Below are 21,711 nucleotides of genomic sequence, written 5' to 3'. Positions count from 1 at the left end.
CTATGGCCATCCCGTCGTCTCTGAGTCTCGTACAGCTGCATTCTGGGCAGATGCAAGTCTTCCAGTCGCCACATCGTTTCAAAGTGGTGTGTGCGGGTCGACGCTGGGGTAAATCCCGGTTGTCGATCTCCACCATCATCCGCGCGGCAGCCAAAGAGAAAAAGCAACGTGTCTGGTACGTCGCACCGACTTACCAGATGGCTCGCCAGATCTTGTGGGATGACCTGCAGGAAGTTCTGCCTCGTAAATGGGTTCGTAAGAAAAACGACACCACGATGACCATCGTGCTGAAGAACGGCTCTGAAATCGCGCTGAAAGGTGCGGATAAGCCCGATACGCTTCGTGGTGTGGCACTGCACTTCGTGGTGCTCGATGAATTTCAGGATATGAAGCCGGACACCTGGTACAAGGTACTTCGTCCGACACTGTCCTCCACCCGTGGCGGTGCGCTGATCATCGGTACGCCAAAAGGCTTCTCCGAGTTCCACAAGCTGTGGACTATCGGTCAGAACAAAGATTTGCAACGCAAGGGGCAGTGGAAGAGCTGGCAGTTCGTTACGGCTGATTCTCCGTTCGTTCCGAGCGCGGAAATCGAAGCGGCGAAGAACGATATGGACCCTAAATCGTTCGCGCAGGAATACCTGGCCAGCTTCGAAAACATGTCCGGACGCGTTTACTACCCGTTCGACCGCAATGTGCATGTGAAGCCACTCCAGTTCAATCCGAAACTGCCGATCTGGGTTGGTCAGGACTTCAACATCGACCCTATGTCATCGGTCATCCTGCAGCCGCAGCCAAATGGTGAGTTGTGGGCCGTGGACGAGGTTGTGCTGTTCTCTTCCAACACGGCTGAAGTGTGTGATGAGCTTGAGCGTCGTTTCTGGCGCTGGAAGTCTCAGGTCACAATCTTCCCTGACCCGGCAGGTGCGTATCGCCAGCACGCACGCGGTGAATCGGACGTCGATATCTTCAAGGAAAAAGGTTTCCTTCGAGTCGATTATCCGAAGAAGCACCCGCCGATCGCAGACCGTGTTAACGCAGTGAACCGCATGTTGATGAGTGCCTCGGGCGAAACCCGGTTGTACATCGATCCGAAGTGCAAACACCTCATCGACTCGCTGGAGAAGGTGATCTACAAGCCAGGCTCACGCGATATGGATAAGACTGGCGGCATCGAACACAGTGCGGATGCGTTGGGTTATCCGGTTCATCGTAGGTATCCGGTGAAAAATCGTGTTATTCTTGGCGGATCTAGATAGGTAAGTACTTACCTAAACGGAAAGGAAAAGCAAATGGAATTGACTGACAAGCAAATCAAAGACCTTGTGGCACGACGCCACCCTGAATATGAGAAGAAAAAAGAACATTGGGACTTCCTCGCCAGCACCTACGCTGGCGGGCGTGCCTGGTTCAACGACAATATCTTCCGTTACTTCAAAGAGGGCGATCAGGAGTTCAAAGAGCGCCTGGAACGCGCTTATCGCTTCAACCACACTCGTGAAGTGGTAAACCTCATCAACAAATACCTCTTCAAAGAGGTCATTCACCGCAACACTGATGAAGCACCGGAGCAGATCCGCAATTTCTGGAAGCGAGCCACGCGCCAGAACACCTCCATCGATGCGTTTATGGCGGCTATCGATCTGCAATCATCCATTTATGGCCGTATCTGGGTTGTCGTGGACAGCACCATGAACGTCGATGTTGAGTCTGTTGCAGACGAGAAGAAAAATGATGCGCGTGCCTACGCTTACTGGATTTCGCCGCAGCAGCTGCTTGATGTTGCCTGGGACGAAGACGGCAATATGTTGTGGGCGCTGATTGTTGAAATCGCGCGCGACGACGAAGATCCGTTCACGTCAACCGGGCAGGAATACCAGCGTTACCGTCTGTGGACGCAAAACGAGTGGTATCTGTTCCGTGAAGAAGTGAAGAAAGGTTCCGGAAATAGCGGTCGTCGTCAGGCCAAAGTCGTTCTGGAGGATAGCGGCCAGCACAATCTGGGCGTGGTGCCGGTGTTTCCGGTGGACTGCATTGGCGAAAGCGAGTCTCCGTATTTCAGCCCGTCGTTGATTGACGATATCGCCTATCTTGACCGCGCCGTGGCCAACTACCTGTCTAACCTTGACGCGATTATTCAGGATCAGACATTCAGCCAGCTGGCGATCCCGGTTCAGTCACTGCTGCCGGGCGATGAAAACCACACCAAAGTGCTCGAAATGGGGACAAAACGCGTCTTCACCTTCGACTCTGAGAGCGGTAATCAGCCATTCTACCTGTCTCCAGACCCGAAACAGGCTCAGATGATCATCACCACGATTAAGACGGTGATTAACGAGATCTACCATTCCGTTGGTGTGGCAGGTGAGCGAACCAAGCAGGATAACGCACAGGGCATCGATAACTCTTCGGGCGCAGCGAAGATGTACGACTTCCAGCGCGTTAACAGTCTGCTGGTGACAAAAGCAGAGCGCCTCGAAAGGGCAGAACGCCAGATGATGCAGCTGGCAGCGAAATGGATGGGTGTCGAACTGGATGAAGACCACTCTCTGATCGCGTACCCGGAAAGTTTCGACATTCGCGGTCTGACTGACGAATTTGCCGTTGCTGAGAAACTGTCTCTGCTCCAGGCGCCTGATTCTGTTCGTCGTCATCAGATGGAAATGCTCATCGAGAAGGTCTTCCCGAACATTTCCGAGGCGATGCAAAAGGAATTTCAAAAAGATCTCTTGAAATTTCCTCAAAAAAATGATCTTAATACCCTTGAAAATAAGTCAGCACTTACTTATGATCGAGATACAGCCCAAGAAAGCGGGCAAGATCAACCCCGAGGGAATGGGGACTCATCTACTCAAGAGACCGAGTGATAAGTAACGAAAAGGAATTTCTATGAATCTGTGGCAAATGCTTATGGCCCGTCGTGGCCTGATGGATGTAGCTGAAGCGCATGAGCGCGGAGGCGCTGGTGGCGGTGCTCCTGCTGGAGACAATGAGCAGGGCAATCAAGACCCAGGCAAACAGGGCGAGCAAAAAGAGCAACCGAAGGGTGACGACGACGAGTATGCCGGTATGACTCAGGAAGAGTTGCTGGCAGAACTGCGTAAGTCCAAGAAAGCCGGTGCTGACCTGCTGAAAGAGAACATGAAGCGCAAGGAGAAAGAGCGCACATTGGCCGATCAGCTGGCTCAGTACGGTGATATTGACCCGGCGCGTGCTCGCCAGCTTCTCGAAGCTGAACAAGCCGCAGAAACCGCACGTCGCGAGGCGGAGCAGGCTGAACTGGAACGCCGTGGTGAGTTCGATGCTGTGAAAAAGCAGATGATCGAAGCGCACCAGGCTGAACTGGCACAGCGCGACGAACGCTACTCCGCTCTGGAGAGCGAGAACGCCGCACTGAAGGCCCAACTGGTCGAAATGACTGTTGGCGCTTCCTTCAGCGGCTCTGCCTTCCTGCGTGACAAAGTTCTGATGACTCCGGCTAAGGCTCGCGTTATCTACGGCTCTCATTTCGAAGTGGGTGAAGACGGTAGTGTTGTGGGCTTTGATAAGCCAGCCGGTCAGAAAGAACGTGCAGTTCTGGTTGACGGTGAAGGCAAACCGTTACCGTTCGAATCCGCGATTGAGCGCATTCTGCGTGCAGATCCGGAAGCTGACGCACTGTTGCGCAGCGAAGCCAAGCAGGGTGCTGGTTCCAATAGCAAACCGACCCACAAAGTAAACCAGCCGAAGAGCAAGTCGACTATGGATAAGTTGACCTCCGGTCTGGGGAAAATCGGACTCAAGTAACATCTTAAATCATAGGGAAATGAAAGATGCCATTACTGCGTGATGAAGCTGAAAAGCTGTCTAACAACGAACTTGAGCAGGGTGTGATCGAGACCATCATCGATCGCGATGACCTGTTCGCTGTTCTGCCTTTCATGAAGATTAATTCTAAGGCATACCTCTACAACCGCGAAGCTACCCTGAGCGAAGCAACCTTCATCGATGTGAACGACACCATCACCGAAGGCGCTGCAACCTTCACCGAACACGTTGCGAAGCTGCGTATCCTGGCAGGCGACGTAGACGTCGACAAATTCCTGGCGACCACTATGTCCGACACCAACAACCAGCTGGCAATCCAGGTTCGTCAGAAGGTGAAAGGTCTGGCTCGCGCATTCCGCCGCAACCTGATTCTGGGCGACTCCAGCACCAACAACAAAGCGTTCGACGGTATTCCGAAGCTGATGCACGACGATCAGAAGATCGACATCGAAGGCGCTTCCATGACCTTCTCCATGTTCGACGAGCTGGTCGACGCGGTGAAAGATCTGGGCGCAGACTGCATCATGATGCGTTCCGAGCACCTGCGTGCTTATCGCGCTCTGCTGCGTACCGTTAGCCTCGGCCCGTCCGAAATCATGATGGAAAACTTCGGCCGTCCGATGCTGTGCCACAACGGTGTACCGTTCATCGTGAACGACTTCATCCCGACTGACGCGGGCAAAGCAAGCATCTACTGCCTGCACCTGTCCGAAGAGAACGGTGTGACTGGTCTGTATGGCGGTGAAAACGCCGGTATCGTTGTTGAGAACATCGGTACTGTTCAGAACAAAGACGCAACCCGTACCCGCGTTAAGTGGTACTGCTCTCTGGCGAACAAGCACGACAAGGCTATCGCCGCGCTGACCAACGTAAAAATTTGATCAGTATAGTAGGTAAGTAATTATCTACCGTTTAAGGGTGGGCTATACGCCCACCCTTTTTGTAGGAGCGAGAAATGCCAGAACAAAAGATGAAGATCACGGAAGAGGCGTTTGCGGATTTCACGGGGCATATGTGCCGTGCCGGATTCACCAATTCCATCTCCAACGAGCCTCTGAGCGAGCGCCAGCAGAACCATCTTGCGGCTTGCTTCCGGGCAATTCCGTTCACTCAGTCTGTCACCATTACACCGGCTGCGCCGTCCGTATTGGTGGGCAAAACCGTTCAACTTAGTGCAGGTATCACCATGAGCAAAAGCGCAGATTCATTCACCTGGACGTCGGCCAATGACCAGGTCGCCACAGTCAGCGGTACGGGTCTGGTTACTGGCGTGACTCCGGGCAAAGTGAAGATCACCGCCACCGATAAGCAGACTCAGCTTTCTGCGTCAGTCGAAGTGACCGTTAAGCCTGTAAGCGTGGAGTCCGTTACGGTAACGCCAGACTCTACCTCCGTTGAGAAGGGGAAATCGGTCAAGTTGCGCGTTGATGTACAACCGTCAAACGCAACCAATAAAAGAGTCACCTGGACTTCCAAAAATAGCGACAAAGCGACCGTTGACCAGAACGGTAACGTAGCTGGCGTAGCCGTTGGTACGGCAACCATTGAAGTGGTTTCGCAGGATGGCAGCCATAAAGCTACTGCTACGGTTGAAGTCACTGAGCCTGTCGTTGCTGTTACTGGCGTCTCTGTCGATCCGAGCACCACCAGCGTTGAAGCCAACAAAACGGTACAGCTGACCGCGAACATCGAACCGGCTGGCGCAACCAATAAGCGCGTAACCTGGGCGTCAAAAAATGCCGAGTTCGCGACGGTTGATAGCGCAACTGGACTTGTGACCGGTGTAGCTGCAGGTACTGCCACTATCGAAGTCACCACGGAAGACGGTAGCCACAAAGCCACTGCGACCGTTGAAGTGACCGCAGCACCGGCTGCGTAACCAACACATGGGCGGCGATGCCGCCCATTAAGTGAGAAGAAGAATGAAACCAGCAAAAATTCGTTTATTGGAGCCTCAATTTTTGGGGTACACGGGCATTCTCTGCGGTATCCAGTTTGTCGACGGCATCTCGGTTGCCGAACTGCCATTCATCGATCAGCAGCGGATTTGTGCCTCCATGCGTGCCACTACCGTTGAAGGCAAAAATGTATCTCCTTCTGCCGCGTACAGCAGCCGCAATGATTTAACTGCGGACGACATTGTCGAGACGGCGGCCCCGGATATTGTGCCTATGAAACGTGGTACGGCTGAAGTGGAAGCCAAACCGGTACAGCGCTTTACTCGTGAAGAGCTGGAGTCGATTGCGGACTGTGAAGGTATTGCGGGTCTGCGTCAGATCGGCAACCAGATTGGCGTGAAAGCCAAAGGTATCGTTGAAATGATCGAAGGCATCCTGAAAGCACAGGGCGGTGAGTAATGGCGCAGATCGACACGTACCGTAGCGGGGAAGCAGTTTCCCTGTCGTTTGCATTTAACGTTCTGGATATTGAGTCGGCCACGTATACCGTCAGAGATGGCGCTGGTGCGATCATCGTCGATAACGAACCTCTCGATATTACTGAGGGGCAGATGTCCATTCCGGTTGTCGTGTCGGCCGAACACAACCTGCTTTCAGATAAAGAGCGCGATCTGCGACACGTCATTGTCAAAGCGGTGGCATCCGGGCTGACGCATGAAGAGCGCAAGATGTACGTTCTGCTGAATAGCTTCGAGCTGTCAATTCCAGGCCAGTCATTCGCAACGGTCGCAGACGCCCAGATGCAAGCTATCGATATGCTGAACGGCGACACCCTGTTAGCTGATGGCGAAGGGCTGATGCGCAAACGTCTCATTGAGGCTACCAGACGCGTCAAAACGCTGCCGTTCTCAATCCGCAAAGTCCTGCGTATCGACTTCGACCGGTACGATCGCCCGCAAAACATGCTGAACGTCTATGACATTCCGTGGGGCGCTGACGGGGCATATCGTCACGATCTGATCGATTGGGAGCAGATGACGCCTGAGAAATTCGACGAGTTCCCGGACTACTTCAAACAGGCATTAATGCTGGCCGTGGTTAATGAAGCCTGCGAAATCGCTAACGGTAATGACGTAGCGGCAGCCCGCGAGGACGGCATTCTGTCTGAGTCCATTGGTGAAACGACCAATATGTACCGCACCGGCAAAGCGGCAAATGTGCATGTGGCTCGCAGTACCTGGCGACTGCTGGTCAGTTACATCAATAACCGCATGATTGTTCGCCGTGCGTAACGCCAGTCGCATTATTTACTTCTGGTCGAAAGGCTCAAGACGAGCAATCGCGCCTTCGCCTGGTAATGAGTGCGGCTGCCAACCACAGGGAGAGTGCATGAACATTTCATGGCAAGCAGAGATAGCGATTTACCGTCTGGGTTCGAAGAACGTCTACGGTGAAGCGCAATTGCAGTTCGTCAGGAAGACGAACGTCGGCGTCGTTAAGTTTGAGCAAAGCAACGAGAAGTCATCGGTACGTGCGGACAGCTCCGGCAGTCGCGGTAAAGCGAATCTGGAGTTGTTCGATGCTGTTCTGGTGATCCCACTTGAGGCCGCAGTGCAGCTTGATGACGTTCTCATTCTGGAGGGGCAAAAGCTGAAGGTATCCAGCGTGCATCGTCGCTGGGGACTGCGTGGGCGCCCTGGGCATCTGGAAGTAGGGGCAAACATATGGGTCTGAAGTACGACGCACATCAGTTTAAGCGTGCTGGCGACAGGCTCAATAACAGCCAGAAAGCCTTTAAGCGTTATCTCATCCGTGACATGGAGAAGCTGGCGCGTCTGGTTGAGCGTCTGGCGCGGGCAATGGCCCCGCTGGAGACCGGCTCACTCGAAAGCGCGATCTTCGCGAGAGTGGTCAAAGAAGGCTATACCGGGCTGCGTATTGAGTTATCGGTATCTGGAGCCAAAGCACGTGAAGGGCATCCGGGCGTTGAGGTTGGCGATTATGCGGAGTACATGGAGTTGGGCAAGTATCGTCTAGGCTATCTCTCCCGCATGAAGAGCGTCACCAACCCGCCAGTCGCTGGTGTGAAGCCACGAGTTGGGCCTTTGTTCCTTGAGAGAGCCGTGCAGATCAGTGAGAAGCAGTTCACTCAGACGATAGCAGAAGCGGCAAGGAAAGCAGGTTTTACGAGAGGTTGATGTGTTTATTGAAGCATTTGCGAGCCTGATGCAGAAGGCGAAGATCGGTACAGTCGGCACTGACATTTTCTGTCACTACATGCCAGCCAATGTGAAGTCCGGTGTTCTGTTGGTTACTCCCAATACGGGGATCACCATTGACCATGAGTTAAAAGGCTTCTATCACGACTCTTTCACCGTCATCGTGCGTAATGCGACGATCACAAAGGCGGTGGCGAAAGCCAATAAGATCATGGACATGTTCCCGGTCGAAGAAACCGTGTCAGAGGGCGTTTACTTCCGGTTGGTTCGGCCAATGTCGATGCCGATTACTTATCCCAAAAACGAAGGTTCGTTGATTGAAGCGGGTATCCCGATTGAATTTGCGGGCTATTTGTTGAATTAATAAAATAAGTAAGTATATACTTACAATTGGCACCATGAAGGTGCTGATTTAACGGAAAAAGGAGTTTTCCAACAATGTCCAATACCCATGTAAAAAACATCAAACTTGGCGCCTGCAAAGTGTCGTTTGGTGGCGTTGATCTGGGTTACACCAAAGGCGGTGTTCAGGTCGAAGTTGCGACCGAAACTCTGAAAGTCACCGTAGACCAGCTGGGGCAGACCACCATCTCCGAGCTGGTGCAGGGTCGTAACATCACTATCACTGCGCCGCTGGCCGAGTCTGTGTTGCAGAATATGGTCGATCTGATGCCGGGTTCTACCCTGAGTGAAGAAGATAACGCTGTGACCATCACTTCCGCACAGGGCGTCAACCTGATCGACGTAGCCAAAGAGCTGGTTCTGACCCCGCAGGATACCACCGACTACGTTCTGACCATCCCGAAAGCTGCGACCGCAGGTAACTTCACCATGACCTACCAGTCTGATGATGTTCGCGTGTTCTCCGTTCAGTTCACCGCTTACCCGGATGACGACGGCGTGCTGGGGAAAATGAGCGGCCCAAAGCCGGTTAAAACCGTCTCTATCTCTCCGGAATCTCCGGAAGTTAAAGCCGGTGAGACCGTGCAGTTGACTGCCCAGATCACCCCTGCAGATGCCGGTGACAAAACCGGTGTGTGGGAATCCGACAATCAGGAGAAAGCAACCGTTGACCAGACTGGTCTGGTTCGCGGAGTAGCTGAAGGTTCGGCAAATATCTCCTTTACCAGCAATAGCGGCGGCAAGAAAGCGACCAAAGCAGTAACGGTTAATTCTGCCCAATAATCGCGACGTAACTAAGCAGAGGCTCAGGAAGAGCCTCTCTTTTAAAAGGACTTTAACCAATGACCAAATTACTCGATCTCGACTCCATTCTGCCTCCGAAGAAAAGCATCAAGTTCGGCGGTCAGGAATACCCCATCGTTGAAATGACTGTTGGCCTGTTCGTCTCCATCAAGCAGATGGAAGGCAAAGACCTCCAGAACATGTCGCCTGTTGAGCAGGTTACTGCTTACGCCGACCTGGTTCGCAAGGTCATCCCATCCGTGCCGGACGCTGTACTGGAAAAACTGACTGTTCCGCAGCTCCAGCAGATCTTCACCTTCGCTATGGAAGTGATTGATGAAGAGAACGAAAAAGCGGCTGGTGAAGGGGCAAAGTAATTTCCCGCGATGAATCCGGGGTAAAGACCGTATCGATAGATCTCGGATTCTATTTCAGTCGTGTAGTTGCTCACTACGCCGTGTCGCCATTAGAGCTGCTGGGCGTCCCTCTAACGATGTTCTGGATGCTCAGTCGCAACATCGACCGTCTGCGCGCGGAAGAGGATGTCCGCAACCTGCAAGTCGCTCGCGCTGCCCAGGCAGATGGCGAGGGCGTGAAGGCGTTCATGGAGGGTTTGCAACTCAGGATTGGAAGACCAGTCGTAACCGATAAAGTCTACGATCCACGCAAGGATAAGGCAGACCCTGACGCCAAAGAGCAATTGATGCAAATTTTTGGCAGAGGATGACAAGGGAATGTCACAAAACGTAGAGTTTATCCTGTCGCTGGAAGACAAGCAGTTTACAGCGTCAATCGACCGGGCGGGTAAGCTACTTACCAGATTCGGGGAGCAGGCCACAAAGCCCGCTCAGAAAATTAACAATCTGGAACGTTCGTTGGGTTCGGTCTCCCGCATCATCGGCGTTCTGGAGTCCAAGCTCGATGCCACGGCAGACAAACTACAGGATGTAGCTGCCGGCTTCGAGCTTGTGTCTGATGTTTCGCGCAAGACGCGAGGCAACATTACCAGCCTCAACTCAGGTCTCAAAACCCTGATTGAGCGCGTCGACACAACCACCTCATCCGTTAATAAACTCACCACATCGCTGCGCAAGGTTCAGTCTGAACTCAACGAGTTTTCCGATTGGGCAACGTTCGCTGGCAAGAGCGCCAGCCGCTTCGGTACGGAGGTAAAAGAAGCCTCTTCCTCCGTGAGTGGCATGAATACGCGCCTTAACACCACGACGAAGCGTCTCAGTAATTGGGGTGTCACAACGAGCCAGGCTGCCGAGGGGCTGAAGAAAGTCCGCGATCAGATGGATGCCGTGATTGGCCGCCAGCAACTGATCAGCAAGCCGGTACGTGTGCGCACCAGCGGCTACGGTGAGGGCGGTGGTAATGGCGGTGGCGGTCGACGTGGCGGCACAAATGGCCACGGCTGGCGCGGTGCTGAAAATGGCGTGTTCTCTGGTCTGCGCGGCAATATTTTCCTGCTGGGCGAGATTGGTGATGCAGCAAGAACGGTAACTGACATCCTGTTTGGCTGGCAGAAGCCAATCCTCGAAGCCGCCTCCGAAATGGAGCGTATGCGCGTCATGTTGCGCGGGCTGAACAAGGACAAGGCCAACCCTGGCAAAGCAGCCGCAGAGGATATGCAGTACATCGTGGATATGGCGCAAAACGCCCCGTTTGCGATGCAGGCGCTGACCGATTCCTTCGTTAAATTCCGCTCGGCAGGTCTCGATCCTACTGACGGATCGCTGAAAGCACTGGTGGACTCCGTTGCACGCTTCGGCGGCGATAGCGAGCTGCTTAAACGTGCTGCCGTGGCTGTCCAGCAGATGTCCGGTAAGGGCGTCGTGTCGATGGAAGAACTGCGTCAGCAATTAGGTGAAGCTGTTCCTAACGCGATGAAGGCGATGGCAGACGCTGCCGGTATCACTATGGGGGAACTGACCAAAGCAGTCTCCACCGGTACTGTGGAAGCGAAACAGGCGCTATCGCTGATGTTCGTTGGTCTGCGTGCGGAGAACGAAAACGCCGCCAAAGACATGATGCAAACCTACACTGGTGCGCTGGCGCAATTGCAAACCTCCTTTACGCTGTTTGCCGATCGTGTCGGTCAGGCGGGCTATCTGGATTCTCTCTCAAAGGGGATGAAAGAGCTGGCCTCCATCATGAATAGCGCAGAGGGCATTTCGTTCGCTAACTCGCTGGGTTCCGGACTCTCCACGGCGATCGACGGCTTACGCGAGCTGGCGCAGTGGCTGGCTAAAAACCAGGAACTGGTTATCAGCCTGGGCAAAGTCGTTGCTGCAATGGTGGCGTTCAAGCTGATGCGTGCCGGGATTGCAGGCGTGATTGGCACTGCCGGGCAAATGGTTAACACATTTGCCAAGATGTCGACCGTTCTCCAGGCTCCGTTCAATCTGGGCGCGACAGCTGTCACCCGCTTTAATCGTGCGGCTCGTATGGGGCTGGCTCCAATCCCGTCGCTGATCTTCGCTATCCGTGGCGCGATTACGGGGCTTCAGGGCGCGTTTGCTGGGCTAACTGCGTTCATTGCAGCAAACCCCATTGGTGCAGCGTTCACCGTAGCTACCGTGGCTGTAGCCGGTCTTATCACGTATATGACCATGCTCCGCAGCGAAACGTCCAAAGTCGTGGATGAGATCCGCAAAATCCCGGAGGCGATGACGGCGGCCAAGCGTGCGCAGATGGCAGCGCGTGCAGCCGAGCTTGAAAAGCAGATCCAGCGAGACCAGCAGGCGCTTAAAACCGGCGAAAGCGTGAACTACTACTCCACAGCGGCTGGCCCTGTAGCCGTGAAGGAGTCCAAAGAGGTTGTTGAGGCTCGCCTGAAGAAAAATCAGGAAGAGTACGAAAGAACCACAGGCACGATGGCGCTGGGTGATGGCGCGGTGGCCAAACGGCTGGCAAAAGAGGCTGCTGAATCCCAGATTGAGAAAATCCGGGCAGATAACCAGGTCTTCTCTGCGACGTTTGTGAAAGCCCGTCAGGAGGCTCTGGATAAGATCCAGAAAATCAACGACGACAAATCGCTTTCGGACGACGAGAAGAACAAGCTGCTCGCACCGCTTCGCGAGAAGGTGAACAAGTCCTATCTGGAACCGGCGCAGAAGCTGGTCGACGACCTGTCTTCTCGCAAAAACGCAACCGAGAAGCAAATTGCCCACTTCAGCGACATGCTGGAGAAAGCGAAGAAAGAGGGGAACACCGAGCAGGTTCAGAAGCTACAAGGCAGCATCCGTGGGTATCAGGAGCATCTTGAAGCTGTTGCTCAGGAGCTGACTCAGGCGGAGTTCGAGCGTGATAGCGCGGCGAAAACCGGTAAGGGCGTAATGTCCAACCAGGGAACCGTTCTGGGGCTGGGAACGACCGATAAAGCGGCTCAGAAAGCACTGGCGCAGTATATGCGGAACCAGATGGACTCCGCGACCTACCAGCGCACACTGCCAGACGGTACGGCGATGCTGGACTTCGAAGGCAAGCCGATCATCGGGCCGAAACAGCTCAAAACCCAGTTGAACCTGCAGAAAGCCTCCAGCGCCAGCTCTCTGGAGAAAATGAGCGACGAGGAACGTGCAGCCGCGATCGCCGCACTGACCAAAGCGCGTGAGCAGGACGCCGCAGCAGCGGAAAAAGCCGGGCAGCGTACTGCCAATGCTTCTCAGCGTGCCGCGAGGAAGGAAGAAAATGCGCAGCGTAAGCTGGCGGCCGGCTACCAGAAAGCCCTGGATAAAGCCGATCAGCTTATGGGGCAGATGGGTGAAAGCTCAAAAGCGACCGTGTCGTTTGATCAGTCTCTCCGCGATACCACCAAATCGCTGACCGAACTGGCCAACGCCGTACCGAATGAGTTCATCACTCAGGAGATGATCGACAAAGCCAAGTCACGCCTGGCTGACCTGGCGAACGCGAGCGACGACTATCGCGAGATGTTCAACCGCCGCAACGTCGAGCAGATGATCTCCACCTGGGCGCCGGAATCCGATTCCATCATCAGCGCGGGTTACAAGCCGTCTCGTGAAGAGAAGGTGGCCGATTTCAACGACACCTACAACCGTAACCTGAAAGCGTTGATGGATCTGCGTGACCAGGCTTCTGATCCGAAAATCGTGGCGCTTTACACCAAGCAGATTAACCAGCTGGTGGCGGCAGGCAACACCGCTCTCATCAAAGAGACGGGTACGGCGACACAGAAGCTGGCGCTTGAGTACGAGAATCTGGCCGATCAGCTGGAAAACAGCTGGAGCAACCTGTTCAGCAACATGACGGATACGCTGACCGACTTCGTCATGAAGGGGAAACTGGACTTCTCCAGCCTGGCAGAATCCATCCTCCGCGACATCACCAACATGGTTGTGAAGACGCAGATCACCCTGCCTCTCATGAACATGCTGGGGATGGGAACGACGGCAGCGGGCAGCTCTCAGAGCGGCAATCTGCTTTCTGGTGTCGCATTAGCGGTTGCCAACCAGGGCGTCCGGATGAATGCGGTCAACGGCGATAAGAGCGTGGGTGAGGCGACGAAAGAGACCTCCAGCTCTGTCTCCGGTCTGGGGCAGACCACTCAGCAGACGACCAGCGCGATTGGCTCTGCAACCAACGCGATCGGCAGCTGGGTGAATGGACTGTTCACCAGTACTGAAGCCAAAGACGCGGAAACCAAAGCGGTGAAGACATCCATCTTCTCCATGCAGAACCTTAGCTCTGTCACGGGGGCGCTTGCTGCCGCGTTTGCCATGCTGGGAGCAAACATGTCCGGCTCTGGCAATAAGTGGTTGAGCTTCGGCGCTACCATTGCCTCCGGGCTGGTGTCTGCCTGGGCTGGTGGTGGCTTCGACAACATCGGATCGGGTTCCTCCGGCTCTAACTCCGGGTTCAACAATCTCACCGGATCGGCATCTGATGGTACTGGCGGCATCCCGGCAATTCCGAAGTTCGCCAAAGGCGGCATTTTCGGGAAAGACGGCGTGGTTCCGCTGCGTGCGTACCAGAAAGGTGGCATCGCTGACTCTCCACAGCTGGCGCTGTTTGGTGAAGGGGATATGAACGAAGCCTACGTTCCGCTTCCGGATGGGCGTTCCATCCCGGTCACGCTCAACGCAGAGAGTGTTAAAGGCGGCGGTGGCGGCGTTTTCTCACCTGTCAGCATTGAGATCAACGTCAGCAGCGACGGCAGTGTCTCGGAGAACAGCAATTCCGAAGGCGCATGGAGTCAGGCAGCGCAGCGCATGAAGGCGATCGCGCTTGAAACCATCGCTCAGGAGAAGCGGCCAGGCGGTTCGCTCAACCCTAACTCTCAACGTAACTAACCACGGCTGCCCCGGAAGGGGCAGTCTCACAAGGATGTGAGATGGAAAGACTGACTTTTAACTGGTATCCCGACTACGAGTCGGAAAAGACCGTGAAGCCTAACGTGACGGTGCTGAATTTCGGTGACGATTACGAACAGCGCCAGGCCAAAGGTCTCAATCGCATTAAAGAAGAGTGGAGCCTGACATTTACGCGCTCTTACGACGTTATTAATGCCGTCGATGACTTTTTGACGGCACGCGCGGCCGTTGAGTCGTTCTACTGGACGAACCCTCGTGGCAAAAAGATGGTTGTGGTGTGCGACAGCCATACTGTGAAGCGTTACCAGGGCTATCTCGTTCTCACTGCGACCTTCCGACAAATTTATGAAGGATAATTTAACCCACTAGATAAGTAAGTACTTATTTACTATTATCTATAGGCGCTGACAGGATGTTGGCGCCTCTTTATTTCAAGGAAGAAACGATGGGTATTAAAGCTGATATTCAGAGCTTGTCGCCCTCCGCGCTCATTGAGCTGTTCGAACTTGATATGTCGAACACCACCTCTGGGGGCAAGCTGTTTTTCCACGCTGGTACAAACGAACTGATGGAGCCAGTCGTTTGGCAAGGCGTGTCCTACGAACCGTGGCCAATCAAGGCGTCAGGCTTTGATAAGACTGGTCAGGGTACTTTGCCGCGTCCAAAAATCCAGGTCTCCAACTTTGCCGGAAGTGTCTCCGCTGAAGTTCAGGCAAACGACGATCTGGTGGGCTGCCGCATCATCCGCAAGATGACGCTGGCGCGTTTTCTCGACGCGGCCAACTTCAAAGACGGGAATCCAACCGCAGATCCAAATCAGCACTTCCCGGATGAGATGTGGTTCATCGAACAGAAGACTCTCGAAACCCATGAGGTTGTCGAGTTTGAGCTGTCGAGTGTGTTCGATCTGATGGGCGTGCAGCTGCCGTACCGCCAGATCATCAAAAACACCTGCCCGTGGAAATACCGCGGTCCAGAGTGCGGCTACACCGGCCCCTATTTCGACAAAAACAACCAGCAAACCACCATGTCAGGCGCGGATTACTGCACGAAACGCTACGACTCATGCAACGCACGCCGTAACTACTTTGCCAATGGCGTAATCCACTTTGGCGGGTTTATTGGAGCAACGCGTTATGGGTAATAGAGCTTTCCCGGAGCTTGGTTCGGACGTTATGCAGGAAATCTATCTGACAGCCATCAAACGCTACCCGAACGAAGCGTGTGGCTTTCTGGTACGTACCACTGGCGAGAAATATCGCTTCATGGAAGCCCGGAACGTGTCGGAAAACCCGGAAAACACGTTTGTTATGCACGCTGACGACATTATCGCAGCGGAAGATGCGGGAGACGTGGTTGCCATCTGGCACTCCCACACTGACGAATCAGCTGAAGCGTCAGACGCCGACCGCGCCGGATGCGAGGCAACGGATGTTCCGTGGCTGATTCTGGCTGTTAGGAAGAATGTCGATGGCGATGCGCCATTTCACTTCAGTGAGATGAATGTGATCACCCCAGACGGCTTTGAGATGCCTTATCTGGGGCGGCCCTATGTGTTTGGTGTCTTCGACTGCTGGATGCTGTGCCGCGACTACCTGAAGCGTGAGTTCAACGTCGAGTTGAATCCAAACCCGCACCTGCATATTCCATCGTGGTACACGGGCGATACCGACATTCTCGATCAGAACTACCGCAATGAAGGGCTTGTTCGTCTGGCGCCGGGGACGGAACCCCAGCGTGGTGACGTCTTCTTCATTCAGTACGGAAAGATGCCTGACCACTGCGCGGTGTACATCGGAGACGGAATGATCCTGCACCACCAGATCGACCGTCTGAGCTGTCGCGCTTATTACGGTGGCATGTACCAGAAACACACGACGCACCACCTGCGTCATAGAGACTTACTCAAGGGAGATGAAACGTGTCTGAGTTAGTTCATGTGCAACTTGGTGGCCCGATGGCCAGACATTTCGGCCGCCACTGGCATTTAAAAGTGCGCAACACCAAACAGGCGTTGGATTTGGTCGAAGCCAATCGTCCGGGCTTAAAAGCATGGATGAAGCGCAACATGAAGACCTACGACAGTTACCACATCCAGATCACCAATAAGCAGGGGCACAAGTGGTCGGTTGATGAGAGCGAGTTTCAAATGATGGGGCAGTCCGACAACATCGCGAAGATCCGCATCACACCGGTTCCTCGCGGTAGTGGCGGTAAGGCTTTTGGTTGGTTCCAGACAGTCGTAGGGGCACTCGTCATGGTTGCCTCATTCTGGTTCCCAGCGCTGGCCCCGCTCGGCTTGTCGCTAATGATGGGCGGTATTTCGCAGCTAATTTCGCCCCAGGCGACCAATGACAGCGTAAGGCAGGCAGATAACTCGAACTCGTTTTATTTCGACGGGCCACAAAACACCACTAACCAGGGCAACCCGGTTCAGCTCATTTATGGCGAGGAAATTCTGGTCGGCTCACAGGTTGTGAGTTCTTCGATCACCATCGACCAGCTTTAGTAAGAAGGGAAATTTTTGAACATGGAACACTTCAAGAAGAAGAGACTGCCTCTCCTGATTGCAGGTGCTGGCGGTAAGAAAAGCAGTGGCTCCAGCCGCACGCCGGTTGAAGCCGACGATACCGTAAACTCGCGTGCTATGGCGTCCATCCTCGACCTGCTCGGGGAGGGTGTCATTGGCGGGCTGGTGGATGGCGCAAAGTCGATCTTCGTTGATGATCTGCCAATCCTTAACGAAGACGGGTCTCCAAACTTTAGCGGTATCACGTGGGACTTCCGCGATGGTTCACAAGACCAGACGCCGATGTCCGGGTTCGATTTCGTTGAAACGCCGAAGTCAGTCAACATCCAGCTGAAAAGAATGCACGACGTTACGATTGCCATCGATAACGATGAGGCAGACCGTGTCCGCGTCATTCTGAAGTTCCCGTCTCTGCGTAGCATTGACAAAAAGACCGGTGATACCAACGGTACGACCGTGAAGTACAAATTCCAGATTGCCAATGGCGATAATGCCTTCAAGGACGCCATCGCAGAAGGGGAGAGCACTTCCGAAATTACGCTGACGGCAAAAAAGACGGGCGTCTACTACCGCAGCTATGAGCTAAAACTGCCCAAGCCAGGTCGTGCCTACAAGGTTCGCGTGCTTCGTCTGACCGATGACAGCAACACTCAGTACATCTTTAACGATACGTGGGTGGACTCTATCGGTGAGATTGTTGATACGCCGATGAACTACCCGAACTCCGCGCTGGTCGGCCTCAAGGTCAACTCAGAGCAGTTCGGCAGCTCGATGCCGTCTCGTTCGTATCTGGTGCGTGGTCTGAAGATCCGCGTCCCGTCCAACTACGACGAACACACAAACACCTATATCGGCGTATGGGATGGCACATTCAAGCTGTTGTCATCTTCCAACCCTGCCTGGATTCTCTTCGACCTGCTTACCAACGCTCGTTATGGCCTGGGGCAGTACGTTTCTGAGTCCATGATTGATCTCGGGCAGATCTACCAGATTGGGCGCTACTGCGACGAAGAGATTGACGATGGTTTCGGTGGCAAAGAGAAGCGCTTCGCTATCAACACCCAGATCACCAGCCGTCAGGACGCGTACCGACTGATTCAGGATATCGCTGGCGCCTTCCGCGGAATGGTCTTCTGGGCTGGCGGCATGGTTAACGTCATGCAGGATAGTCCGTCAGATCCGGTCATGATGTTCACCAACGCGAACGTCAAAGATGGCATGTTCAGTTACAAGGGATCTGCGCGTAAAGACCGTCCGTCAGTGGCTCTTGTGACCTACAACAACAAGGAAGACGGCTACAAGCAGAACATCGAGTACGTCGAAGACCAGGAGGCGATGCGTCGTTATGGCGAGCGCAAAACCGAAGTGGTTGCGTTTGGCTGTACCAGCCGTGGCCAGGCGCATCGTGTCGGTCTGTGGCTGCTGTATACCGCACGCATGGAGTCCGACGTTATCAGCTTTACGGCAGGGCTGGATGCTTCCTTCCTGATGCCGGGCGAAACGGTGCTGATTCAGAACAAATACCGTGCTGGTAAACGCAACTCTGGCCGCATTGTGGCGTTCACAAAGAACAGCATCACTCTCGACGCACCGGTTACGCTGAATAAGGCTAGTAGCTACATCCGGATCTTGAATCAGGAAGGAGAAATCGTTGAGCGCGATATTCTTGAGACCGGGGAAGACATTACCAAAGTGACCTTCTCCAAAGCGCTCAATTCTGGTGATATGCCGGTTATGAATGGCGTCTGGACGATTACCGAGCCAGATCTGGAACCAATGCGCGTGCGTGTTATCAACGTTGCCCAGGGCGAGGCTCAGGGGACGTTTGACGTTACCGTTGTCCAGAATAACGCATCGAAGTACGAAGCCATCGACAACGGCGCGACGCTGATCCCCGAGAACAACACCGTTCTCGACCCGACTTATTCGAAGCCGACCAACCTGCAGGTGACGGAAGGGACGTATATCTCCAGTCCGGGCAACCTCTCAATCAAGCTCGTTGCCACCTGGGAAGGTAAGTCTGCGGAATATTGGATCAGCTGGCGTCGTTCCGATGAGAACAACGTCTCTAACTGGCAGTCCGCACGCGTTACCGAAGAGCAGTTCGAGATCCTCAATATTGCCGAGAATGGTCAGTACGACATTCAGCTCTATGCGGTTTCGTTCAGCGGCAAGAAGACGGATATCATCAGCACCGTTTATCAGGTGAAAGGTACGATGACGCCGCCAGGCTCTCCTACCTCTCTGACGGCCGTGGGTGACTACCGCAACGTGATTCTGAATTGGGTCAACCCGGACTCAATCGACCTCGATCACATCAACGTGTACGCCTCCCAGACCAACGATCTGGAAACGGCAAAGTTGATTGCAGAGGCTGCCAGCACCACGTTCACCCATGCCGGTCTTGGGGATAGCGAGACCTGGTACTATTGGGTTCGCGCGGTGAACAAGCGTGGCATGTTAAGCCCGCCGAACTCCAATCTTGGTACGGAAGCGATGACGCGAGACGTCCTCTCATTCCTTACCGGGAAGATCACCTCTTCCGAGCTGGGACAGGAGCTGCTGGAGGAAATCGACTCTAAAGCCTCTCAGGATGCGGTCGACGCCATCAACAAACAGATGGAAGAAAGCCTGAAAGAGCTTGATCAGTCCGTTACCGATCTGGACAGCAAACTGGAAGACACCAGCGGTCGGCTTGAACAGGCCCAGAACGACCTCAAAAATGAAGTCTCTGGCACGCTGGACAAGGTCAACGACGCGCTGCAACAGGTTGAGGACTCTAATGCGGCTCTGGTTGAGTTGCAGGAGACCGTTTCCGAGCAGGGCAACGCCGTTGCAGGTGCTGTGGAAGCGGCACACGCTGCGCTCGACAATGCCTCCGCGCTGATTGCTGAAGAGCGTGAAGCCCGTGTCGAAGGCGATAAGGCAAATGCCAAACAGATTGAGGCAATGAAATCCTCCGTCGATGACAGCGTTGCCGCCGTCGAAGAGATGAAAAAGACCGTTGCCGAAGTCGAACGCGCCAGCGCGGAAGTATCGACCAATATCGAGGCTCTGGCCAAAACCAATATTGACCTCGCTCTGCGTCAGGATGAAGACCAGCACAAGCAAATGGTCAATAACGCGAAGATCGCCACCACTCAGAAGACGTTTGCCGACGATATGTCTGCAATGGCCTCAAAAGTGGAAGAGATCCGCGCAGAAATTGGTGAGGACATCCGGACATCGATTCTGGAAGAGACAACGGCTCGCGTAGAGGCTGATAAGGCGATCGCAACACAAATCACCAAGTTGGAAGCCCAGATCAATGATGATATTTCTGCGGCCATTGTTTCTGAGCAGGAGACCAGAGCCACTGCGGATGAATCCTTGTCCAGGCAGATTACGTCACTGCAGGCGAAGGTAGAAGGTGACATTAGTGCGGCTCTTACCGAAGAGCAGATCGCCCGAGCTTCGGGGGATGAGGCATTATCCAAACAGATTACCAGCCTCAAGGCCCAGACGGGTGAGGATATTAAGGCGGCAGTTGCCAGTGAAACGAAAGCGCGTACTGACGCAGATAGCGCACTGGCAACTCAGATCAGCACGTTAAAGGCCCAGACTGCGCAGGACATCAAAGCAGCGGTTGCTACTGAGACTAAAGCTCGTACCGATGCCGATTCGGCGCTGGCCGGGCAGATCACAAGCCTGAAAGCCCAGACTGGCAAGGATATTAATGCAGCAGTTACGTCCGAGGCGAACGCCAGGGCAAATGCTGATGGGGCGCTGGGATCACGTATCGATACGCTAAAAGCCTCTGTTGACGGTAACTCTGCAACGATTAAACAACAGGCGACAGCTATTGCGGACACCAATAAAAAAGTCTCTACAGCCTGGACGCTTAAGATGGAGACATCGACAAGCGGTGGGCAGAAGTATGTTGCCGGCATTGCGTTGGGGATCGACAGCACTGGTCTGTCTCAATTCCTTGTTCAAGCCGACCGTTTTGGATTGGTGAACTCAGTGAATGGAAAGGTTACAACGCCTTTCGTCATTGAAAACGGTGTGGCATATATGAGCGGAGCTTGGATACAAAATGGCACTATCGATAATGCAAAAATAGGGCAGTTCATTCAGTCTAACGACTTTCAAAGCGGTGTCAGAGGATGGAATATAAACAAAAATGGCTCTTCTGAATTTCAGAACATCAAAGCCAGAGGGGAGATTATTGCAACAACGGGAAGGATGAGTAATGTCGTAATTGATGAGACATGTACTGTTAAAAAGCTATTCGCTGAAAACATCTATGGAGACATTATTACAGCATCATCCAATTTGACCGATAAGGTTTGGGGAAATTCAACTGGCACTAGCTCGGGTACGCGTTACCCAATTGCAACCATACATGGTGCACCTTTCGAAAGAGTTTTTTTATTTTTAGGGACAACTGCTGCGCATACCCTTTGGCGACAGAACGTCACAATTAGATGTGATGAGTCGATCGTTTTCCAATATGACACAGGAAACGATGGTTCAAGTGGCGATTCTACAAAAAAATGGAATAACTTGTTATTAAGGATACCGGCTTCGTCGTATGGCGCGACCCAAAATCTGACAGTTCAGTTTCCAAACAGGGGCGATAGAGGATATCTCCAGTTCACCGGAATTCTAATGCTATATAAAATTTCTGGTTCGGTGACTATTCATTAATTACAATGGTAGGTACGTACTTACTTATGTGGGCGGGAATGCCC

General features: G+C 53.7%; 19 protein-coding genes. All 19 read left to right on the top strand.

Features of this window, described 5'->3' with window-relative positions; genetic code table 11:
• The first annotated feature begins 2 nt into the window (after positions 1 to 2).
• The 19 genes from ACOTZF_RS17715 to ACOTZF_RS17625 all read left to right on the top strand — a co-directional run bounded on the left by ACOTZF_RS17715 (position 3) and on the right by ACOTZF_RS17625 (position 21,667).
• Positions 3 to 1,259 (top strand): phage terminase large subunit, encoded by a 1,257-nt coding sequence (locus tag ACOTZF_RS17715; RefSeq protein WP_002211787.1) that lies wholly within the window; start codon positions 3 to 5, stop codon positions 1,257 to 1,259.
• A 33-nt stretch (positions 1,260 to 1,292) separates the two neighbouring features.
• Positions 1,293 to 2,867 carry a hypothetical protein gene (locus tag ACOTZF_RS17710; RefSeq protein ID WP_421636140.1) on the top strand — a complete coding sequence of 525 codons (1,575 nt, stop codon included), beginning with the start codon at positions 1,293 to 1,295 and terminating at the stop codon, positions 2,865 to 2,867.
• Between the two features lie 22 nt (positions 2,868 to 2,889).
• Positions 2,890 to 3,786: a DUF6651 domain-containing protein gene (locus ACOTZF_RS17705; protein ID WP_045339224.1), complete on the top strand. Its 897-nt coding sequence runs from the start codon at positions 2,890 to 2,892 to the stop codon at positions 3,784 to 3,786.
• Between the two features lie 26 nt (positions 3,787 to 3,812).
• Positions 3,813 to 4,688 (top strand): major capsid protein, encoded by an 876-nt coding sequence (locus ACOTZF_RS17700; RefSeq protein WP_040110313.1) that lies wholly within the window; start codon positions 3,813 to 3,815, stop codon positions 4,686 to 4,688.
• 74 nt (positions 4,689 to 4,762) lie between these two features.
• Positions 4,763 to 5,686 (top strand): Ig-like domain-containing protein, encoded by a 924-nt coding sequence (locus ACOTZF_RS17695; protein ID WP_001115046.1) that lies wholly within the window; start codon positions 4,763 to 4,765, stop codon positions 5,684 to 5,686.
• A gap of 43 nt (positions 5,687 to 5,729) precedes the next feature.
• Entirely contained in the window at positions 5,730 to 6,164 is a 435-nt protein-coding gene (locus ACOTZF_RS17690; protein ID WP_000801184.1) for a hypothetical protein, read from the top strand.
• Positions 6,164 to 6,997 carry a hypothetical protein gene (locus tag ACOTZF_RS17685; RefSeq protein ID WP_000057119.1) on the top strand — a complete coding sequence of 278 codons (834 nt, stop codon included), beginning with the start codon at positions 6,164 to 6,166 and terminating at the stop codon, positions 6,995 to 6,997. Before ACOTZF_RS17690 ends, ACOTZF_RS17685 begins: the two co-directional genes overlap by 1 nt.
• A 97-nt stretch (positions 6,998 to 7,094) precedes the next feature.
• Complete coding sequence (locus ACOTZF_RS17680; RefSeq protein ID WP_001027662.1) at positions 7,095 to 7,439, top strand: hypothetical protein; 345 nt, start codon at positions 7,095 to 7,097, stop codon at positions 7,437 to 7,439.
• On the top strand, positions 7,430 to 7,903 hold the full coding sequence (locus tag ACOTZF_RS17675; RefSeq protein WP_421636139.1) for a hypothetical protein: 474 nt from the start codon (positions 7,430 to 7,432) through the stop codon (positions 7,901 to 7,903). The genes ACOTZF_RS17680 and ACOTZF_RS17675 overlap by 10 nt, the downstream gene beginning before the upstream one ends.
• 1 nt (position 7,904) lies before the next feature.
• The gene (locus ACOTZF_RS17670) at positions 7,905 to 8,288 is read left to right on the top strand and encodes a minor capsid protein (protein WP_000469441.1); all 384 of its coding nucleotides are present in this window, start codon (positions 7,905 to 7,907) and stop codon (positions 8,286 to 8,288) included.
• A gap of 74 nt (positions 8,289 to 8,362) precedes the next feature.
• Positions 8,363 to 9,109 carry an Ig-like domain-containing protein gene (locus ACOTZF_RS17665; protein ID WP_045339234.1) on the top strand — a complete coding sequence of 249 codons (747 nt, stop codon included), beginning with the start codon at positions 8,363 to 8,365 and terminating at the stop codon, positions 9,107 to 9,109.
• A 59-nt stretch (positions 9,110 to 9,168) separates the two neighbouring features.
• Positions 9,169 to 9,486: a hypothetical protein gene (locus ACOTZF_RS17660; protein ID WP_000163862.1), complete on the top strand. Its 318-nt coding sequence runs from the start codon at positions 9,169 to 9,171 to the stop codon at positions 9,484 to 9,486.
• A 125-nt stretch (positions 9,487 to 9,611) separates the two neighbouring features.
• On the top strand, positions 9,612 to 9,836 hold the full coding sequence (locus ACOTZF_RS17655) for a hypothetical protein (RefSeq protein WP_000952684.1): 225 nt from the start codon (positions 9,612 to 9,614) through the stop codon (positions 9,834 to 9,836).
• A 7-nt stretch (positions 9,837 to 9,843) separates the two neighbouring features.
• A complete protein-coding gene (locus ACOTZF_RS17650; RefSeq protein WP_421636138.1) occupies positions 9,844 to 14,427 on the top strand; it encodes a tape measure protein in 4,584 nt (1,527 codons plus the stop codon).
• Positions 14,428 to 14,468: 41 nt separating this feature from the next.
• Positions 14,469 to 14,804: a phage tail protein gene (locus ACOTZF_RS17645; protein ID WP_000440566.1), complete on the top strand. Its 336-nt coding sequence runs from the start codon at positions 14,469 to 14,471 to the stop codon at positions 14,802 to 14,804.
• Between the two features lie 89 nt (positions 14,805 to 14,893).
• Positions 14,894 to 15,592, top strand: coding sequence for a phage minor tail protein L (locus ACOTZF_RS17640; RefSeq protein ID WP_421636137.1), 699 nt, complete (start codon positions 14,894 to 14,896; stop codon positions 15,590 to 15,592).
• A complete protein-coding gene (locus tag ACOTZF_RS17635) occupies positions 15,585 to 16,382 on the top strand; it encodes a C40 family peptidase (protein WP_421636136.1) in 798 nt (265 codons plus the stop codon). The genes ACOTZF_RS17640 and ACOTZF_RS17635 overlap by 8 nt, the downstream gene beginning before the upstream one ends.
• A complete protein-coding gene (locus ACOTZF_RS17630) occupies positions 16,370 to 16,957 on the top strand; it encodes a tail assembly protein (RefSeq protein WP_023316017.1) in 588 nt (195 codons plus the stop codon). Before ACOTZF_RS17635 ends, ACOTZF_RS17630 begins: the two co-directional genes overlap by 13 nt.
• A gap of 21 nt (positions 16,958 to 16,978) precedes the next feature.
• A complete protein-coding gene (locus ACOTZF_RS17625; protein ID WP_421636135.1) occupies positions 16,979 to 21,667 on the top strand; it encodes a phage tail tip fiber protein in 4,689 nt (1,562 codons plus the stop codon).
• Positions 21,668 to 21,711 lie beyond the last annotated feature (44 nt).

The sequence above is a fragment of the Enterobacter cloacae complex sp. SHL021 genome (genome assembly GCF_049237765.1).
GTDB classification, from domain to species: domain Bacteria; phylum Pseudomonadota; class Gammaproteobacteria; order Enterobacterales; family Enterobacteriaceae; genus Enterobacter; species Enterobacter cloacae.
Note: the sequence above shows the minus strand (reverse complement) of the source record. Positions and strands in the feature narration are given on the sequence as shown.

Coding starts and splice junctions, on each gene's coding strand:
- ACOTZF_RS17640 (WP_421636137.1), top strand. CDS start 14,894: ATGGGTATTAAAGCTGATATTCAGAGCTTGTCGCCCTCCGCGCTCATT.
- ACOTZF_RS17695 (WP_001115046.1), top strand. CDS start 4,763: ATGCCAGAACAAAAGATGAAGATCACGGAAGAGGCGTTTGCGGATTTC.
- ACOTZF_RS17705 (WP_045339224.1), top strand. CDS start 2,890: ATGAATCTGTGGCAAATGCTTATGGCCCGTCGTGGCCTGATGGATGTA.
- ACOTZF_RS17685 (WP_000057119.1), top strand. CDS start 6,164: ATGGCGCAGATCGACACGTACCGTAGCGGGGAAGCAGTTTCCCTGTCG.
- ACOTZF_RS17700 (WP_040110313.1), top strand. CDS start 3,813: ATGCCATTACTGCGTGATGAAGCTGAAAAGCTGTCTAACAACGAACTT.
- ACOTZF_RS17665 (WP_045339234.1), top strand. CDS start 8,363: ATGTCCAATACCCATGTAAAAAACATCAAACTTGGCGCCTGCAAAGTG.
- ACOTZF_RS17660 (WP_000163862.1), top strand. CDS start 9,169: ATGACCAAATTACTCGATCTCGACTCCATTCTGCCTCCGAAGAAAAGC.
- ACOTZF_RS17710 (WP_421636140.1), top strand. CDS start 1,293: ATGGAATTGACTGACAAGCAAATCAAAGACCTTGTGGCACGACGCCAC.
- ACOTZF_RS17715 (WP_002211787.1), top strand. CDS start 3: ATGGCCATCCCGTCGTCTCTGAGTCTCGTACAGCTGCATTCTGGGCAG.
- ACOTZF_RS17650 (WP_421636138.1), top strand. CDS start 9,844: ATGTCACAAAACGTAGAGTTTATCCTGTCGCTGGAAGACAAGCAGTTT.
- ACOTZF_RS17675 (WP_421636139.1), top strand. CDS start 7,430: ATGGGTCTGAAGTACGACGCACATCAGTTTAAGCGTGCTGGCGACAGG.
- ACOTZF_RS17635 (WP_421636136.1), top strand. CDS start 15,585: ATGGGTAATAGAGCTTTCCCGGAGCTTGGTTCGGACGTTATGCAGGAA.
- ACOTZF_RS17645 (WP_000440566.1), top strand. CDS start 14,469: ATGGAAAGACTGACTTTTAACTGGTATCCCGACTACGAGTCGGAAAAG.
- ACOTZF_RS17690 (WP_000801184.1), top strand. CDS start 5,730: ATGAAACCAGCAAAAATTCGTTTATTGGAGCCTCAATTTTTGGGGTAC.
- ACOTZF_RS17625 (WP_421636135.1), top strand. CDS start 16,979: ATGGAACACTTCAAGAAGAAGAGACTGCCTCTCCTGATTGCAGGTGCT.
- ACOTZF_RS17680 (WP_001027662.1), top strand. CDS start 7,095: ATGAACATTTCATGGCAAGCAGAGATAGCGATTTACCGTCTGGGTTCG.
- ACOTZF_RS17655 (WP_000952684.1), top strand. CDS start 9,612: ATGCTCAGTCGCAACATCGACCGTCTGCGCGCGGAAGAGGATGTCCGC.